20 protein-coding genes are annotated in these 17,847 nt (G+C 38.1%); all 20 read right to left on the bottom strand.

Annotated features, from left to right (window positions below; translation table 11 throughout):
• Nucleotides 1-94: 94 nt before the first annotated feature.
• Nucleotides 95-337, bottom strand: coding sequence for a YlzJ-like family protein (locus J416_RS09665; protein WP_003469775.1), 243 nt, complete (start codon nt 335-337; stop codon nt 95-97).
• Nucleotides 334-1,059 (bottom strand): ClpP family protease, encoded by a 726-nt coding sequence (locus tag J416_RS09670; protein ID WP_003469777.1) that lies wholly within the window; start codon nt 1,057-1,059, stop codon nt 334-336. The genes J416_RS09665 and J416_RS09670 overlap by 4 nt, the downstream gene beginning before the upstream one ends.
• 159 nt (nt 1,060-1,218) lie before the next feature.
• Nucleotides 1,219-2,091: a 4-hydroxy-tetrahydrodipicolinate synthase gene (gene dapA / locus J416_RS09675; protein ID WP_003469778.1), complete on the bottom strand. Its 873-nt coding sequence runs from the start codon at nt 2,089-2,091 to the stop codon at nt 1,219-1,221.
• 109 nt (nt 2,092-2,200) lie between these two features.
• Entirely contained in the window at nt 2,201-3,406 is a 1,206-nt protein-coding gene (dapG, locus tag J416_RS09680) for an aspartate kinase (protein WP_003469780.1), read from the bottom strand.
• A gap of 21 nt (nt 3,407-3,427) precedes the next feature.
• Nucleotides 3,428-4,471 (bottom strand): aspartate-semialdehyde dehydrogenase, encoded by a 1,044-nt coding sequence (locus J416_RS09685; RefSeq protein ID WP_003469783.1) that lies wholly within the window; start codon nt 4,469-4,471, stop codon nt 3,428-3,430.
• Between the two features lie 72 nt (nt 4,472-4,543).
• Nucleotides 4,544-5,140, bottom strand: coding sequence for a dipicolinate synthase subunit B (locus J416_RS09690; protein ID WP_003469786.1), 597 nt, complete (start codon nt 5,138-5,140; stop codon nt 4,544-4,546).
• A gap of 96 nt (nt 5,141-5,236) precedes the next feature.
• Nucleotides 5,237-6,115, bottom strand: a complete 879-nt coding sequence (dpaA, locus tag J416_RS09695; protein WP_003469789.1) for a dipicolinic acid synthetase subunit A — start codon at nt 6,113-6,115, stop codon at nt 5,237-5,239.
• Between the two features lie 153 nt (nt 6,116-6,268).
• On the bottom strand, nt 6,269-6,511 hold the full coding sequence (locus J416_RS09700) for a YlmC/YmxH family sporulation protein (RefSeq protein ID WP_003469792.1): 243 nt from the start codon (nt 6,509-6,511) through the stop codon (nt 6,269-6,271).
• 12 nt (nt 6,512-6,523) lie between these two features.
• Nucleotides 6,524-7,747, bottom strand: coding sequence for a M16 family metallopeptidase (locus J416_RS09705; RefSeq protein WP_003469794.1), 1,224 nt, complete (start codon nt 7,745-7,747; stop codon nt 6,524-6,526).
• An 80-nt stretch (nt 7,748-7,827) separates the two neighbouring features.
• Nucleotides 7,828-9,942 (bottom strand): polyribonucleotide nucleotidyltransferase, encoded by a 2,115-nt coding sequence (gene pnp, locus J416_RS09710; RefSeq protein ID WP_003469809.1) that lies wholly within the window; start codon nt 9,940-9,942, stop codon nt 7,828-7,830.
• Nucleotides 9,943-10,154: 212 nt separating this feature from the next.
• Nucleotides 10,155-10,424, bottom strand: coding sequence for a 30S ribosomal protein S15 (gene rpsO / locus J416_RS09715; RefSeq protein ID WP_003469811.1), 270 nt, complete (start codon nt 10,422-10,424; stop codon nt 10,155-10,157).
• Between the two features lie 124 nt (nt 10,425-10,548).
• On the bottom strand, nt 10,549-11,493 hold the full coding sequence (locus J416_RS09720) for a bifunctional riboflavin kinase/FAD synthetase (protein ID WP_003469814.1): 945 nt from the start codon (nt 11,491-11,493) through the stop codon (nt 10,549-10,551).
• 24 nt (nt 11,494-11,517) lie between these two features.
• Nucleotides 11,518-12,408, bottom strand: a complete 891-nt coding sequence (truB, locus tag J416_RS09725; protein WP_003469816.1) for a tRNA pseudouridine(55) synthase TruB — start codon at nt 12,406-12,408, stop codon at nt 11,518-11,520.
• A gap of 292 nt (nt 12,409-12,700) precedes the next feature.
• Nucleotides 12,701-13,057 (bottom strand): 30S ribosome-binding factor RbfA, encoded by a 357-nt coding sequence (gene rbfA / locus J416_RS09730; RefSeq protein WP_003469818.1) that lies wholly within the window; start codon nt 13,055-13,057, stop codon nt 12,701-12,703.
• Nucleotides 13,058-13,087: 30 nt separating this feature from the next.
• Nucleotides 13,088-13,366, bottom strand: coding sequence for a DUF503 domain-containing protein (locus J416_RS09735; protein WP_003469821.1), 279 nt, complete (start codon nt 13,364-13,366; stop codon nt 13,088-13,090).
• On the bottom strand, nt 13,366-15,489 hold the full coding sequence (gene infB, locus J416_RS09740; RefSeq protein ID WP_003469823.1) for a translation initiation factor IF-2: 2,124 nt from the start codon (nt 15,487-15,489) through the stop codon (nt 13,366-13,368). Before infB ends, J416_RS09735 begins: the two co-directional genes overlap by 1 nt.
• Before the next feature lie 4 nt (nt 15,490-15,493).
• Entirely contained in the window at nt 15,494-15,814 is a 321-nt protein-coding gene (locus J416_RS09745; protein ID WP_003469825.1) for a ribosomal L7Ae/L30e/S12e/Gadd45 family protein, read from the bottom strand.
• Entirely contained in the window at nt 15,807-16,088 is a 282-nt protein-coding gene (gene rnpM / locus J416_RS09750; RefSeq protein ID WP_003469827.1) for an RNase P modulator RnpM, read from the bottom strand. Before rnpM ends, J416_RS09745 begins: the two co-directional genes overlap by 8 nt.
• Nucleotides 16,089-16,101: 13 nt before the next feature.
• On the bottom strand, nt 16,102-17,256 hold the full coding sequence (gene nusA / locus J416_RS09755) for a transcription termination factor NusA (protein WP_003469829.1): 1,155 nt from the start codon (nt 17,254-17,256) through the stop codon (nt 16,102-16,104).
• A gap of 16 nt (nt 17,257-17,272) precedes the next feature.
• Nucleotides 17,273-17,743 carry a ribosome maturation factor RimP gene (rimP, locus tag J416_RS09760; RefSeq protein ID WP_003469831.1) on the bottom strand — a complete coding sequence of 157 codons (471 nt, stop codon included), beginning with the start codon at nt 17,741-17,743 and terminating at the stop codon, nt 17,273-17,275.
• Nucleotides 17,744-17,847 lie beyond the last annotated feature (104 nt).

Consider the following 17,847-nt stretch of genomic DNA (forward strand, 5'->3'; position numbering starts at 1 on the left):
CTTGTTTATGTCATAACGAAGCTACCCCTGCCATATCGGCAAGGGTCATTTAGACAATTCAATCGTTGATCTATTTCCATTATAGCATATTTAGCTAGGAAGGACGAACATCCTTTCCATAATCATTATCTGGCTTTACAATTGTTCCCGGTAAAAATTGTTCATTAAGGAAATCATTTGGATCTGTAGAGAGTAATTGAACTAAACGTAAATCGCCATTTTCTAATCGTTCCACAGCACAACTTTTTTCTTGAACTTGTACAACTGACTGTTTTTGATAATCAGATGAAGAAGCTTGATAAATATCTTCTTGTGCTAAAGGAGTATACAAAATCAATGCACATCATCTCCTTTTTCATCATCTTTTTGTTCTTCGATATATTGATTCAGTTTCTTCATTGCACCACTGACACCACCCACTTCATTAATCAATCCATTTTCAACTGCATCTTCACCGACTACATTCGTACCAATATCTCGCGTAAGGTTTCCTTTTGCAAACATCAAATCTTTAAAAGTTTCCTCTTCAATATTGGAATGGTCCCTAACGAAATGAATCACGCGATCCTGCATTTTATCAATATATTCAAATGTTTGTGGCACTCCAACGACTAACCCATTTAATCGAATCGGATGGATGGTCATTGTAGCTGATGGCGCGATAAATGAATAATCGGTGGATACAGCAATAGGTACACCAATCGAATGTCCACCGCCCAATACAACGGAAACAGTAGGTATAGATAATGAGGCAATCATTTCTGCTAATGCTAACCCTGCTTCCACATCACCTCCCACTGTGTTTAAAATAACAACAAGACCTTCGATTTTAGGATTTTGCTCGATGGCCACGATTTGTGGAATTAAGTGCTCGTATTTCGTTGTTTTGTTTTGTGGCGGCAATTGAACATGTCCTTCAATTTGCCCAATAATAGACAATACATGAATATTCGAATCTGGTGCCTTTGGTAAGTTGGATTGACCGAGCTGCTGAATTTTTTCTACAAGCTTGGATGCCTGTGCTTCATTATCTGTAGACTCTGAAGGATTTTTATCCATAAAAAACTCCCCTTTCACAATCGTTGTTCACTTAGTATGATCGTTACCTTGTGATTTCATACGTTCGAACAAGATCGTAAAGAGGTATATTTACTTCATTAAAATAAAAAGAGGGCTGTACCCAATCGTCAATATAAATATGACGTTTGGGACAGTCCCTTAGCTATACTGATCAATTAAACGATATAAGTTTTGCTCTTCAAATGGTGACAGTGGTACAAGTGGCAAGCGAACTGAACCTACATCTATATCCTTGTAGGCAAGTGCTGCTTTTACCGGTGAAGGAGATGGTGCCATAAACAAGGCTTTCATCACAGGTAACAGTTGACGATGTTTGTGGGCAGCTTTCGCCACATTTCCCTGTTCAAATAACGAAATCATTTCTTTCATTTGATTACCGATGATATGTGAAGAGACAGAAACGACACCTGTACCACCAATCGATTGAATTGGAAGTGTTAAACTGTCATCACCACTATAAACGGTGAAATCTTCCGGAACTTGTTCCAATAAAGATGATATGCCATCAAGATCTCCAGTGGAATCCTTTACCGATACAATATTTTCGATCTGTGCTAGAGCTGCGACGGTTTCAACTGTCATCTTCACAACCGCACGTGACGGGATATTATATAACATGATGGGAAGATTCGTTTCCTTGGCAATAGTGGAAAAATGATGATATAAACCGTCTTGATTCGGTTTATTATAATAAGGTGAAACTAACAGCGCCCCATCAACACCAATTGCTTCAGCTTCCTTTGTTAATTGAATCGATGCTTGTGTATTATTGCTTCCCGTACCAGCAATCACTGGAACTCTGCCATTTACGATCTTTACGACATGTTCAAATAAGTCCAACTTTTCCTGTAGACTTAATGTCGGGGATTCACCGGTCGTTCCAGCTACAACGAGTCCATCGGTGCCATGGGATAATAAATATTCGATAAGCGTTGTTGTTTGATCGAAATCAACGCGATTATCTTGATTAAATGGAGTGACCATCGCTGTTAGAAGTCGGCCAAAATCCATGATGTCACCATCTCCTTTCTTATCATCGCTAAGCCTAACGCGATGCCTCTATTTCCTATAATCTATCGTAGTTTCTCTTCACAAGCAAATCATCCAATTTGCATTGTCATCACTCATCTAAGCGAAACGTATGGTGCAAAACATTGACGGCTTTTTCTAGATACTGTTGTTCAATGAGTACCCAAATGGTTGTATGACTATCTGCAGATTGAAGGATCGGTATGTTTTCATCCGTTAATGATTGTACAATCTTTGATGTCACCCCAGGGACACCACTCATACCAGCCCCAACGATCGAGACTTTTGCACAATTTCTTCTTACTGTTGGGCGTAAATCTAATTGTGTTAAAATACGAACAGCGAGCTGTTCGTATTTGCTTAAGATCGTATATACAACACCATTTGGAGAAATATTGATAAAATCAACAGAAATGCCTGCTTCAGCCATTGCCCGAAACACATTCACATGAATTTGCTGTGGTTCTTTGCTTTCTTCAATTTTTATTTGAACGACGTCTTTCATATAAGCAATTCCAGTAATTAATCGATCATAGGACTTCTTTTTCATATGCTCATCCGAGATAATCAATGTACCGAAATCATTACTTTTCGTCGATCGAACCCGAAGAAGTAAATTCTCCTGCATCGCCAGTTCTACTGCCCGTGGATGAATCACCTTTGCTCCTTGATATGCTAAATGACATATTTCTGTGTAGGACATTTCCGTTCGTTTCTGAGCTGAAGACACCATCTGTGGATCAGCTGTCATAATTCCTTCCACATCTGTGAAAATATCCACATAGTCTGCTTGCAAAGCGACACCTAAAGCAACAGCAGAGGTATCACTACCACCTCTACCTATCGTTGTCACTTCGCCATCTTCCGTTTGCCCCTGAAATCCAGCAACAACCACAACTTGATACTCTTTCAATAACTGTTGAATGTTATGTTGCTGTATCGTTTTTATTTTGGCATTGGTAAAGTCGTTCGTTGTTATCATTCCCGCTTTAGCTCCGGTTATAGCAATAGATTGTAGATTTTGGTGTTGCAGCTCATTTGAAAACACAACAGAGGATAAAATTTCACCACAAGACAACAATAAATCCTCTTCTTTTTCCGAAATTTTCCTACTCTCTCCTAGTAATGCTAGCAATGAATCCGTTGCATATGGAGAAGGGGATCGCCCCATCGCTGAAACGACGACAACGACTTGATACCCTTCACGCACTGCAGATTGCACATGTTCGATCGCATACAGGCGTGTTTCTTTATCCTGTAATGAAGTACCGCCGAACTTTTGAACCAATATGGACAATGGTTTCCACCTCAAATTGGTTTAGAGCCAGTTATTTTTAATTAAGGATTCTGCAATTTGAACAGAATTCCACGCTGCTCCTTTTAATAAGTTATCTGATACAACCCATAAATGATATCCATTTTCTACATCTAAATCTTTACGAATACGTCCAACAAAAACTTCGCTTCTTCCAGCAGAAGCTAATGGCGTTGGATAGACTTGATTAGCAGGATCGTCCTCTAATTCAACGCCATCCGCTTGACCAATCACTTGTTTTAGTTCGTCAGTCGTAACATCAGTTTTGTCAACTTCAACATAAACACTTTCTGCATGCGAAGTGAAGAATGGTAGACGTACACACGTTGCCGATACTTTAATCTCATTGTCATGCATAATTTTCTTCGTTTCATTAATCATTTTCATTTCTTCAAACGTATAATCATTGTCTTCAAAAGTATCAATTTGTGGCAATGCATTAAATGCAATTGGGTAATGATGTTTGTCACCTGAAACCGGTAGTAATTCAGCATGTAAATCTTCACCGTCTAAGAATGCTTGTGATTGTGTACGTAGTTCCTCTACTGCCTCCGTACCTGCTCCAGATACAGCTTGATAAGTGGACACAATTACACGTGATAAACCAAACTCATCTTGGATTGGTTTTAATGATGCAACCATTTGGATTGTCGAGCAGTTTGGATTAGCAATAATCCCGTTATGTGTTTGAATATCTGATTCGTTCACTTCTGGTACAACTAACGGAACTTCAGGATCCATTCGGTATGCACTCGTATTATCTACAACAACGGCACCTTTCTTTACAGCCTCAGGTGCTAGCTTCTTAGAAACAGATCCACCAGCTGAAAATAGTGCAATATCTATTCCTTCAAAGCTTTCAGGCGTTGCTTCTTGTACGACATACGTTTCACCTTTAAATTCCATTTCTTTTCCTGCTGAGCGTTTTGAAGATAATAGATGTAGTTCCTTTATCGGGAAGTTTTTATTATCTAATGTTTCAAGCATTTTCTCCCCTACGGCTCCAGTAGCACCTACTACGGCTACATTATAGCTTTGTTGTGTCATTTGTTTCGTCCCCTTCCATTTTCTTTGCTAGATTTATTTTAACATAAACGTGAGCATCCTTATATTATTTCATCACATTTCGCTATTTCTTGCAATAAGTACTGGCTGAATTTGTTTATATTCTAACGCATGCTCAATGGTTTGCGGAATGAAAGTCATATCTGCTACTAATGAATTCGGTTTTTTTACTGGATCGTCTTGCCCATAAGGAACAAAATACATTAACTTAGTAGCCATTAGTTTCATTAAATTCACACCATTTAAACCAAGTGCGTCATTTGTGGAAATAGCAAGTACGATAGGATTACCATTGCGAATCGTTGCTTTAGTTGCCATAAGTACTGCTGAATCAGTAATTGCATTAGCTAATCGACTCATCGAGTTTCCTGTTAATGGCGCTAATACCATACAATCCAATGGTGCTTTTGGTCCTAATGGTTCTGCATCAACAATAGAAGTGACCGGCTCTTTACCCGTTAATTTTCGTACGTAATCCATATGGTCGCTAGCCTTCCCAAACTTTGTATCTGTCGTTTGAAAGGTATAAGAAGCTACCGGCACTACTTCCGCTCCCATTTCAACAAGCCGTTCAATCTGCGGAAAAACATCTGCATACGTACAATGTGATCCTGTTAAACCGAAACCAATTCGTTTCCCTTTTAGCTCCATGGTGAGACCTCCTCATGAAGATGATGATCATTCACTTGATTATTCGTTTGTCAGCTAATGCCCAGTATATGCCTAGACATCTGTTTTGCTACTCTTTCATGAGGAAAAAATAATTTTTTCAATACAATGAGCTAATATTTCTCCTGCTGTTTTCGGTGCCACTAACCCTGGTAAACCGAGCGCATGAATCGCGTGAATCCCTCTTGTTTTCGCATAATCAAAATCAATCCCACCCGGTTTTGAAGCTAAGTCAATAATTATCGCATGTGCTTGCATTTCTTGTATGATCGAGATATCCACTACATGTGCTGGTATGGTATTAATCAATACATCACATTGATTAATATATTTATGAACATCATTCAAATGATAAGACGTCCATCCTCTCTCAAATGCTCTTGCTAAGTCTTTTTCATCGGTAGAAATAACGGACACATTTGCCCCAAGCCCACTAAACACAGTAGCACATGTTTCTCCCACTCGTCCCATACCAAAAACGTAAACATTGGACTGATGAATCGTGATGTCAGTATGTTGTATGGCAAGCATAACTGCACCTTCAGCTGTTGGAATCGAATTGTAAATGGCTACATCATCTCGTTCCATTAACTTATTTAATGACAGTTGAGAAGCAGAAGTATATTGGATTAACGTTTGATTCGCAATTCCTGTAAATACTTCACAGTGTTTCGGCAATTGATCAAACCAATCTTTCGTTAAGTAAATCGTCTCTTTTGAAAATACTGTTTCGACAATGCCTTGATCGTCAATACCTGTTATAGGCAAAATCACGGCATCTAATGTCTCTAATCTGAGTTCATTTATACGCAGTTGTTTCACACCCGTATAGCTTTGTTCCACTTGATCAAATCCGATTAATTCTAGATCTACACTATCATTTTTATTTAAAGTATGAATAAGTGGCAAATATCGAGCATCACCACCAATAATCGCAATTTTTTTCTTATTACGCATGCTGTCACCTCACCGATATTTATCTTCTTTTCATCATATGACATCACGAAATAGAAGTGAATCCGCTTATGACTCATTATCATTTATAAAGAAAAACGAAGCGACATTTCATCGCCTCGTTATTATCAGTTACTTCATATTCACGCGAGTTTTTCATCGAATTTGATCCGTTTCAACAATAATCATATCTTCGCCGACTTTCTTTATTTGTCGCCAGTGAATTCTTGAATACGTATCGCTTTTTCGTAACCCAAGAAAACGATATTGCGGTATGGTAAATGAAATGATTTTTCCCGTTTTCTCATCGATTTCCAAATCCGTTTGACCAAGTACACCTAATCGGCTACCCGTGGTTAGATCAATTAATTCTTTGGAACTAAGATCATTAAAGCGCACTATATCACCTCCCTAACCGAGTGATGATGGGGTGATTGTGGCATGTGCTGTTCCCCTTTCAAATAAGCGGGTGACTACGTGATTGATTTGCGAAACATCGACTTGATCAATTTCTTCTTGCACTTGATCGATTGTAGGATGTTCAGAAATGGCCCACTCATTTCGTGCATTTCTACTCATTTTACTACTTGTACTTTCTAAACTTAACATCAACATCCCTTTTAACTGTTCTTTTCCATTCGTAAGTTCTTTATCTGTAATGCTTTGCGTCCATAATTCTTCAATCATGTCATCAATTTTCTGATCAACTGTATGGCGCTGTTCATTTGATGTACCCGCATAAATTGTTAATAAACCTGTATCAAGAAATGTACTATGATAAGAAAAAATGGCATACGCTAATCCATGTCTTTCGCGAATATCTTGAAACAACCTTGAACTCATGCTTCCACCAAGTAGATTATTAACAAGCAACATACTGTAAATATTGTCATCTTGCATCGAAATTCCTTGGTATCCTTTGCAAATATGTGCTTGTTCGATTTCTTTTTGCTTAACAATCTGATTTGATGTAAAAACAGGTGTTTCCCAGTTCATATGCAATGGTTGACTAGATAATTTGCTAAAATCCTTTTCAATTTGTTGAATAAAATCAGGTTCAACATTTCCAGCAACCGATATTACGATATTTGATGCAACATAAAACGTATCTTTAAATTGAAGCAGTTCATCTCTTGAAAACCCTTGAACATTTTCCTTCGTGCCAAGAATCGGTAATCCTATCGAATGATGTGGAAAGGCCGATTCTTCTAATAAATCATGTACGATATCATCTGGCGTATCTTCTGTCATATGAATTTCTTCCTTTACGACTTGTTTTTCTCTTGCTAATTCTTCGTCATCTATCGTCGCATTGATCACGATATCAGCTAATACTTCTACAGCTAAATGTTTATGAGTATCTAAAACCTTTGCATAAAAACAAGTAAACTCCTTAGAAGTGAATGCATTTAATTCGCCACCCATTTTATCAAATACTTCGGCTATTTCTTGCGCCGAACGATTCACTGTTCCTTTAAACATCATATGCTCTAATAGATGTGATATGCCATTATTTGAGATAGTTTCCATTCTCGATCCGGTCCGCACCCAAATGCCAATTGTGAGCGATCGCACCGCTTTCATTTCTTCTAAAACAATTCGAAGTCCATTGCTACACGTATGACGATAAATCAAAAAAATCCTCCGTTCTCCCTTTATAAAACATTTTTATTTATACATGAAAAAAGAAACTGGTTGGCCAGCTTCTTTTTTGATTAGTTATTTTCTTTTGTCTCATTTTGTTCTTGTAAGACCGCTTTGTGTGATAAATTGATTCGTCCTTGTCGATCAATTTCTTTCACTTTGACCATTATTTGATCACCTATAGAAACGACATCTTCAACTTTTCCAATTCGCTCTTCAGCTAATTCGGAAATATGAACAAGTCCTTCTTTCCCTTTAAATAATTCAACGAATGCACCAAATTTTTCAATTCGTTTGACTGTACCAAGATACATTTGTCCGACTTCTACTTCTCGAACAATATCTTCAATTCGTTTTTTCGCCGCTTGATTCATTTCACTATCTGTTGATGATATAAAGACATGACCGTCTTGTTCAATATCGATCTTCACACCAGTTTCTTCAATAATTTGATTAATTTGTTTACCGCTTGGACCGATGACATCACGAATTTTATCTGGATTAATGTCCATTGTTAAAATTTTTGGTGCGTAATCTGATAACTCATCTTTCGGCTTACCAATGGTTTCAAGCATGTGTGATAGAATATGCATTCTACCTTTTCTCGCTTGGTTTAATGCTTCTTCTAAAATTTCTCTTGATAATCCTTCAATCTTAATGTCCATTTGCAGTGCCGTAACCCCTTGTTCGGTACCTGCCACTTTAAAGTCCATATCTCCTAGGAAATCTTCCATCCCTTGAATATCACTTAATATTGTATAATCATCACCTGATTTTACAAGTCCCATAGCGATTCCTGCTACCGGTGCCTTGATCGGTACGCCTGCATCCATCATCGCCATTGTACTCGCACAAATACTTGCCTGTGATGTTGAACCATTTGATTCAAGCACTTCTGATACTAAACGAACGGTATACGGAAATTCTTTTTCATCTGGAACAACCACTTCTAATGCACGTTCGCCTAATGCACCATGTCCAATTTCGCGACGACCCGGTCCACGAATGGGTCCCGTTTCGCCTACACTAAAAGATGGGAAGTTATAATGATGCATAAACCGTTTGGACTCTTCGGTATCTAACCCATCTAAAATTTGTACATCACCTAAAGCACCTAATGTACAAACACTCAAAGCCTGCGTTTGTCCTCTGGTAAACAATGCTGAACCGTGCGTTCTAGGTAACAAACTCGTACGAGAAGACAACGGACGAATTTGATCAACTTGACGTCCGTCTGGGCGAACATTTTCTTTCGTGATCAAACGACGGACCTCTTCTTTCACGATTTTATCCATCACTGATTCCACTTGTGTGATCGTTTTTTCATCCGCCTCTTCCGCTTCATAAGCAGCTAGTACGTCTTTTTTTACTTGATTAATGGCTTCATCACGTTGATGTTTTTCCTCTACTTGAATCGCTTGAATTAAGTCATTTTTCGCTTTTGCCTCAACTTGAGATTGAATGGTTTCATCTAGTTCAAATAATTGTACATCCATCTTCTCGATATGAAGTGCTTCGATAATCTCTTCTTGAAATGCAACGATTCGTTTAATTTCTTCATGACCGAACATAATCGCTTCTAGCATGACATCTTCAGGGACTTCCTGTGCGCCTGCTTCAACCATATTAATTGCATCTTTTGTTCCGGCAACAGTTAAATCAATATCACTTTTTTCTTGTTGTTCAACAGTCGGGTTGACGACAAATTCACCGTCAACACGTCCGATAATCACACCCGCAATTGGACCACCAAACGGGATATCGGATACACTTAAAGCGATTGATGAACCAATCATTGCAGCTATATCTGCTGGATGATCTTGTGAGACACTTAATACCGTACTGATTACTTGAACATCGTTACGAAATCCATCAGGAAACAACGGACGAATCGGACGGTCAATAAGGCGAGAAGTTAATACAGCTTTTTCGCTCGGCTTTCCTTCACGCTTAATAAATCCTCCTGGAATTTTACCAACCGCATACAACCTCTCTTCGTAGTTGACTGTTAATGGGAAAAATGGTAAGTCTTTCGGTTCCGTCGACGCTGTAGCTGTTGATAATACAGATGTATCTCCATATTGGATAAAACATGCGCCATTGGCTTGCTTAGCTAACTCACCAATTTCAACACGAAAGGTTTGTCCAGCGATTTGCGTGGTAAATACTTGTTTTTCTTCTTCCATGCATTTGTACTCCTCTCAGGAAGCAACTTACGAATTGCGTTCCATTTTAATCAATCATAAAAACATATGTATAGCATCCTACTGCCCTATAAATATTATAGCCATAGTATTTTCGATTTACAAAGATTTATCATGAATTTTTTAAGATAAACTTACGCTTTTTCTCTCATGATAGAGAAAAAAGCGGGATATCTCCCGCTTTGTCAATTGGTTTAGCGACGTAAACCAAGCTTTTGAATTACATTACGATAGCGTGATACATCTTTATCACGAAGGTAGTTCAACAAATTACGACGTTTCCCTACCATCTTTAAAAGACCACGACGAGAGTGGTGATCTTTATTGTGTGTACGTAAATGATTATTCAAGTTCGTAATTTCCTCTGTTAGGACAGCGATTTGAACCTCTGGAGAGCCTGTATCACTCTCATGTGTTCTAAACTCATTAATAATTTCATTTTTACGTTCTTTTGTAATAGCCATCCTTTTCACCTCCTAATACATGAATTGAACCCCTATTCCCTAGCAAGCGTCGGAGTTATCGCTTTGCCAAGCAATGGTTCCACCTAAAAATGGTACAATGTTTTTCATAAAAACGCAAGGATTTTTAGTCATTCTTTGCAAAAAATTGCCGAGAGACGTGTTCATCTTCCTTTAATTTATCGATCAATTCATCAACATGATCAAACTTCTCTTCATCTCGTATATATTTTCGCCAATAAAGCCGTAACGTTTCACCATATAAGTTTTGTTGGGTATCAAACAAGTGTACTTCGATTTTAGGTTTTAATAAGTGGTCGACAAATGTTGGGTTATATCCTACATTTGCCATCCCTTGAAACCACTGTCCTTTCCAATCGACTTCTACTGCATAAACACCGATTCTTGGCAAATAATATGGTTCATCTACATATAAATTAGCGGTAGGATAACCAATGGTTCGTCCTCTCTGATCTCCGGTTACCACTTCACCCCTTACAGATATTGAGTAGCCCAATAATCGGTTGGCTTCATCAATATTTCCTTGTTGTAGTGCATGACGTATTCGGGTAGAACTAATTTTTTCTCCTTGATCTTCTACTTTTTCGACAGCAGAAACGTTGATATTTTGATCAACCATCGACCGAATATTCTCCATATTGCCTAATCCTTTATAACCAAATGTAAAATCGAAACCAGCAATAATATGTTGAATATTTAACCCATGAATAAACAGATCAATAAATTCCTCAGGAGAAAGCTGACTTAGGGCGTGATTGAAATGGATCACGTACAATTGATCGACTCCTAACCGTTCAAAAATCTGTACTTTTTCGTCATATGGCGTTAAATATGTGATTTCTTTTTTTGGCTTTTGTAAAACGACTGAAGGATGTGGATCAAACGTTATAACAACGGAATGTTTTTGTTCTTTTTGGGCAGTCGATACAGCTTGACGAATCACTTTTTGATGTCCGCGATGAATCCCATCAAAAAAACCAATCGCAGCGATGGATTCTGGCAAGTCTGACTTCATTTCATCATTTGGATACGAAAGTGTGATGACCTCCACACCAATCACCTTCTTTCTTCTGTTTTACAGCACGCGAGCTGGCTTAATTTCTGTTTGATTTTGATGTAGCTGATAAATGGCGAGTACCTCGTCTTGATAAAGCATGCGAAAGTAATCCGTTTCGGGTAAATGATCTGGTACAGGTAATTTTTGTCCATATTGTACTTTTCGTTTCGTCTCAGCATCTACTGAAATCGCCGGTAAATGACGAATCCCCATATTGATTGGACATATATACGATGTTATCTCTTGGTGATGATCTTCTATCTCAGCTAAAGGAATGCTATTCGATTTATTAAATGAACCTACTTCTGTTCGCTTTAAATCACTCATATGCGCTGGGACCCCAAGCGCTTTTCCAATATCGACACAAAGTGTACGTACATAAGTCCCTTTCGAACAAGTGACATCAAAACCGATATGTTCAGTTCTCTCGCCAGCATGATAATGGATATCTTTTACATGTATCGACGAAATATAAATGGACCGAACGGGTCTTTCGACAGGTATGTTTTCTCTCGCATACTGATAAAGTTTTTTTCCGTTGACTTTCACTGCTGAGTATAGTGGTACTTGTTGTTTTTGCTCACCATGAAATTGTTGAATGACTTCTTCTATTGTCTCATTTGCGATTGGTTTTTCCAAATGTTGAATCTTAGTCACCGAACCTGTATGGTCTTGTGTTTCAGTGGCTATTCCTAATGTTATTGAAGCTTGATACGATTTTGATACGTCCGTTAAAAAGGGAACGATTTTGGTTGCTTTTCCAATGCATAATGGTAATACGCCTTCAACTTCTGGATCAAGTGTACCTGTATGACCTATTTTTTTAATCCCTAACCACTTACGCACTTTCATAACACAGTCATGCGACGTATACCCTTTAGGTTTCCAAACTGGTAATATACCCTCCATAACTACCTCCGTACTCATATAGCACTACTTTTTATGTACCATGGTTCAGTGTAGAACCCTTGTTATTGTCTTAAAATATAAGATATTTCATCCAGCACAAAGGGAAAATAAGCTCGTTTTAGCTAAAAAAACATAGAGTCTTTTTGCGAGCGAAGAACGCCCGCTTTGAACGCACCTTTAATGTTCTTTTTAGCGTATCGCCTATTTTCCCGTTGATCTATTTCCTATTTTATCTATCATTGTTTCTTCCACAAAGTGAAAGGTTCTATCTATAACCATGCTTATTTCATGATTACTCATGATCACTTGATTGATTTAATTCACGAAGAATGTGTTCAATACGATTACCTCGTTCCATGGCATCGTCAAATTCAAATTGTAACTCAGGTGTTTTTCGTAGACGAATTCTTTGACCAATTTCTGAACGGATAAATCCTTTTGCTTTTGCAAGTCCGACTAATGTTTCTTGTCTATTCTCTTCTTCTCCAAGAACAGAAATAAACACTTTCGCCTGTTGCAAATCGCCAGTTACTTCTACATCGGTAATCGTGACAAAACCAACCCTTGGATCTTTGATTTTTCGTGAAATGATATCGCCGAGTTCCTTTTTCATTGATTCAGCTACACGATTCGCACGTAAATCACCCATTTTTCCACCTCTTTCTCACAGCGTCATGACTTAACGCACCTCAACATTTGTAATGGTTCTCTCTACTTCAAGAAATGAATCAATAAGATCAATGGCTTGTTGGATAATTTTTTCACTGATATCTTTTGATGATGAGACGGTAACGATTGCTAGCCTCGATCGTTGCCAAATATCTTGAAAATCAATTTCACTCACCGCAACATTTAACTGTTTGTGTAATTGATTTTTTAATCTTGATAAAATGGATCGTTTGTCTTTTAAAGAATAAGGCTCATATAGCAATAATTCCACTTCTGCGTATACAACCATTAGACTTTGATCTCTTCCATAATATAGGCCTCGATTACGTCTCCTTCTTTTATATCATTATAGTTTTTAATCGTAATACCACATTCGTAATTTTGGGCGACTTCTTTTACATCATCTTTGAAACGTTTTAAGGTATCAACTTCACCTTCATAAATCACCACACCATCACGAATTAATCGGATGCCGGAGTCGCGAGTGATTTTGCCTTCCATGACATAACTACCTGCAATGGTACCGATTTTTGAAACTTTGAAAATTTCACGTACTTCCACTTGACCAATGACTTTTTCTTCATATTCAGGATCGAGCATTCCTTTCATCGCCGCTTCTACTTCTTCAATGGCTTTATAAATGACACGATGTTGACGAATATCAACTTGTTCAGATTCTGCTGCTCGTTTCGCATTTGCATCCGGTCGTACGTTAAAACCGAAGACAATTGCATTAGATGCAGAAGCAAGAATAATGTCAGATTCTTTAATGGCACCTACACCCGTATGAATAATATTGACTTTCACACCTTCTACCTCAATTTTCTCTAATGATGCAGCAAGTGCTTCCACTGACCCTTGGACATCAGCTTTTACAATGACATTGATATCTTTAATTTCTCCTTGTTTGATTTGATCAAACAAATCATCAATGCTAACTCGCGCTTGGTCATTACGTCTTGCTTCAATATGCTGTTGTTGACGTTTTTCACCAACTTGACGTGCTGTCTTCTCATCTTCAAAAACAACAAATTGATCACCTGCTGATGGGACATCGTTTAATCCTGTAATCTCAACTGGCGTAGATGGTGTGGCTTTTTTCACACGTTTTCCAATATCATTTACCATTGCACGTACACGACCGAATGTATTACCAACAACGATCGGATCACCTACTTCTAAAGTCCCGTTTTGAACAAGTAATGTTGCTACGGACCCACGACCCTTATCAAGCTGTGCTTCGATAACTGTACCATTTGCTAAACGATCAGGATTTGCGGTTAATTCTTCCATCTCAGCAACTAACGTAATCATTTCTAAGAGTTCGTCGATGCCCTCGCCTTTAATTGCGGATAAATGGACAAAGATAGTATCTCCGCCCCAGTCTTCTGGAATTAATTCGTGTTCTGTTAATTCTTGCATGACACGATCGGGATTGGCTCCTTCGACATCCATTTTATTTACCGCTACAATAATTGGCACCTCGGCTGCTTTAGCGTGGTTAATCGCTTCTTCTGTTTGTGGCATGACACCATCATCAGCTGCGACAACTAAGATGGCAACGTCAGTTACTTGAGCACCTCTAGAACGCATACTGGTAAAAGCTGCGTGACCTGGCGTATCTAAAAAGGTGATTTTGTTGCCATTTTCTTTTACTTGATAAGCACCGATATGCTGGGTAATACCACCTGTTTCGCCTTCAGTCACTTTCGTATGGCGAATAGAATCAAGCAATGTTGTTTTACCATGATCAACGTGACCCATAATCGTAACAACAGAAGGGCGTTCGATTAATTTAGCTGGATCATCTTCTTCAATATAAGTCGATAAATCTGATTCGTCCACTTCTACCTGCTCTTCTGCTTCTACACCATATTCACTACAAATGAGCTCGATTGAAGCATCATCTAGATCTTGGTTTTTCGTAGCCATGACACCAAGAAACATCAATTTTTTTATAATTTCATTGGTTTCTTTATTTAATTTTTCTGCAAGCTCCTCGACAGTAACCGCACCAGAATACGTAATTTTACTAGGCGTTCCTTGGTTCTTACCTTTATCTTTGGTTTGCTTGTTGTTTTTACCTTGTTCTTTATGGTTATTCTGTTTGTTTCCTTTATTTTGTTGCTTCTTGTTCTTTTTATTCGACTTCTTCTTGTCGCTATTGTCATTGCTTGATTGATTTTTGTTTTGATTTTGATTTGATTCATTCGCCTTATGATTTTGAGAAGCTTCTTCTTGCTGATTCGTTCCGTTTACTTGAAAAGACTGATCCAATGTCGCTCTCATATCATCGTCAATCGTGGACATATGATTGGATACGGATAATCCTAATTCTTTCATTTTTGTAATCACTTCTTTACTTGACTTATTTAATTCTTTGGCATACTGATATACTCGTATTTTAGCCATACATTCACCCCCGAATATTGTTATCCAGTAACGATATCAATTTATCTCTAAATCCTTCATCATCAATTGAGATCGCCACTCGACCTTGTTTGCCTACAGCGTGAGACAATGTGTTTCTGTCTTCGATCACTCGATACGGAATATGATAAGAAACGCTTTTATCAATTAGTTTTTTCCTCGTTTGTTTTCCAATATCTTCAGCAATTAAAATGAGTTTGGATCGATTCGCTTGAATTTGTTTCACAATCTGTTCTTCCCCAAAAGTGCATTTTCCAGCTCGATTGGCGATGCCGATAAGTTGTAAATGCCGCTGTTCATTACCCACTTTGATCCCCTTCTATCTCATACCTTAATTCTTGATAAATTTCTGTAGGTATCGATGCGTTCAAATGTTTTTCTAATTCCTTCGATTGCTCTGCTTGATCGACTACAGAAAGATCTTTTGACACATACGCGCCTCTTCCATTCTTTTTGCCAGTCGTATCAACAAAAACGTCCCCTTCTTTATTACGCACCACTCGAATTAATGACTTTTTCGGAAACATTTCTTGTGTAATGACACATTTACGCATTGGCACCTTTTTTTTCTTATTAGGCATTAGATTCTCCTCCTTACTTAAACAGATCTTCATCCATGTCTTCGTAAGAATCTTCATAGTCTAAAGAATCATCATCATCTAATGCTTCAGTTTCATCATCTTGTTCTACTGCATTTTCTGATAAAATGCCTTCTTCTCTAGCTTCTGACTCACTCTTGATATCGATTTTCCAATTCGTAAGCTTGGCTGCTAATCGCGCATTTTGCCCGCGCTTTCCAATGGCTAGCGATAATTGATAATCTGGCACAACGACTGTTGTAGCTTGATCTTCTTCATCAACTAATACTTCGACTACTTTTGATGGACTTAACGCATGAGAAACGAAAACAACGGGATCTTCCGACCATTCGACAATGTCAATTTTTTCACCTTTTAATTCATCAACGATCGTCTGTACACGTTGTCCTCTCTGACCAACGCAAGAACCTACTGGATCAATCTCAGGATCCGGTGCATAAACAGAAATTTTTGATCGATCTCCAGCTTCTCGAGCGACAGATTTCACTTCGACAGTACCATCATATATTTCAGGTACTTCCATTTCAAATAACCGTTTTAATAGCCCTGGATGACTTCTAGACACAAAGATATTCGGCCCTTTGTTTGTATCTTCTACTTTTGTAACAAACACTTTAATTCTATCATGTACACGATACGTTTCAGTTGGCATACATTCATTAAGCGGCAACTTTGCTTCAACTTTCCCTAAATGTACATAAATAAATCGATTATCCATGCGCTGAATAGTTCCATTCATAATATCTTCTTCACGGTCAATAAATTCATCATAAATAATGCCTCTTTCAGCCTCACGAACACGCTGGGTCACTACTTGTTTGGCAGCCTGGGCAGCAATCCGCCCAAAATCTTTTGGTGTGACTTCAATTTCGACGACATCCCCAACATCATAAATCGGATTGACTTGTTGGGCTTCATCAACGGATATTTCTTGTTGTTCATCTTCCACTTCATCTACTACGTTCTTTTGGGCTAATACGCGCATAGATCCTTCTTCTTCATTTAAGTCAACTCGAACGTTTGTGGCAGATTTAAAATTTTTCTTATACGCTGAGATTAATGCCGCTTCAAGTGCATCCATTAATATGTCCTTATCGATCCCTTTTTCATTTTCCAAATAGTTCATTGCTTCGAATAACTCAGTATTCACCTTTTTTCCCCCTTTATCAAATATCAACGGCCAAATGGGCTTTGGCAATTTTCTGAAATGGTATCTCCACTTGGTGTTGCCTTGTCTTGATACGATAAGTGATTGTGACAGTATCATTTTGAAAATTTGTTAATTCGCCAGTATATTCTTTCTCACCGTCAATTGGTTCATAGAGCTTCACGAAAATATTTTTTCCAATATGTTCTTGATAGTCCTTTCTCTTCTTTAACGGACGTTCTACACCTGGTGAAGATACTTCAAGAAAATAAGCATTGCTCACTGGATCTACTTCATCTAGTTTCTCACTTAACTTCTCAGAAACTTGGCCGCATTCTTCAATATCCACGCCACCTTCTTTATCAATGTAAATTCTGAGAAACCAATTAGGTCCTTCTTTTTCATACGTAATATCAACAAGTTCCAAATTCATTTCATCTAGAATCGGAGTGACTAGTTCTTCCGTTTGTTTCACTATTTTTTGAGCCATAGGCACCCTCCTTTAGTCACGTCTTCTTTTATGTAGGATTTCATATTTATCATGGTAAAATGTCTGTAGCGCACATATGTCAGTGATGCGTTGAATGATAAATC

This window comes from Gracilibacillus halophilus YIM-C55.5 (assembly GCF_000359605.1).
In the GTDB taxonomy this organism is placed as follows: Bacteria; Bacillota; Bacilli; order Bacillales; family Amphibacillaceae; genus Gracilibacillus; species Gracilibacillus halophilus.

Bases quoted from the DNA above. Each gene is read 5' to 3' on its own strand.
- J416_RS09670 (WP_003469777.1), bottom strand. From the start codon at position 1,059: ATGGATAAAAATCCTTCAGAGTCTACAGATAATGAAGCACAGGCATCC.
- dapA (WP_003469778.1), bottom strand. From the start codon at position 2,091: ATGGATTTTGGCCGACTTCTAACAGCGATGGTCACTCCATTTAATCAA.
- J416_RS09685 (WP_003469783.1), bottom strand. From the start codon at position 4,471: ATGACACAACAAAGCTATAATGTAGCCGTAGTAGGTGCTACTGGAGCC.
- J416_RS09690 (WP_003469786.1), bottom strand. From the start codon at position 5,140: ATGGAGCTAAAAGGGAAACGAATTGGTTTCGGTTTAACAGGATCACAT.
- dpaA (WP_003469789.1), bottom strand. From the start codon at position 6,115: ATGCGTAATAAGAAAAAAATTGCGATTATTGGTGGTGATGCTCGATAT.
- pnp (WP_003469809.1), bottom strand. From the start codon at position 9,942: ATGGAAGAAGAAAAACAAGTATTTACCACGCAAATCGCTGGACAAACC.
- rpsO (WP_003469811.1), bottom strand. From the start codon at position 10,424: ATGGCTATTACAAAAGAACGTAAAAATGAAATTATTAATGAGTTTAGA.
- truB (WP_003469816.1), bottom strand. From the start codon at position 12,408: ATGGAGGGTATATTACCAGTTTGGAAACCTAAAGGGTATACGTCGCAT.
- rbfA (WP_003469818.1), bottom strand. From the start codon at position 13,057: ATGGGTGATTTACGTGCGAATCGTGTAGCTGAATCAATGAAAAAGGAA.
- J416_RS09735 (WP_003469821.1), bottom strand. From the start codon at position 13,366: ATGGTTGTATACGCAGAAGTGGAATTATTGCTATATGAGCCTTATTCT.
- infB (WP_003469823.1), bottom strand. From the start codon at position 15,489: ATGGCTAAAATACGAGTATATCAGTATGCCAAAGAATTAAATAAGTCA.
- rnpM (WP_003469827.1), bottom strand. From the start codon at position 16,088: ATGCCTAATAAGAAAAAAAAGGTGCCAATGCGTAAATGTGTCATTACA.
- rimP (WP_003469831.1), bottom strand. From the start codon at position 17,743: ATGGCTCAAAAAATAGTGAAACAAACGGAAGAACTAGTCACTCCGATT.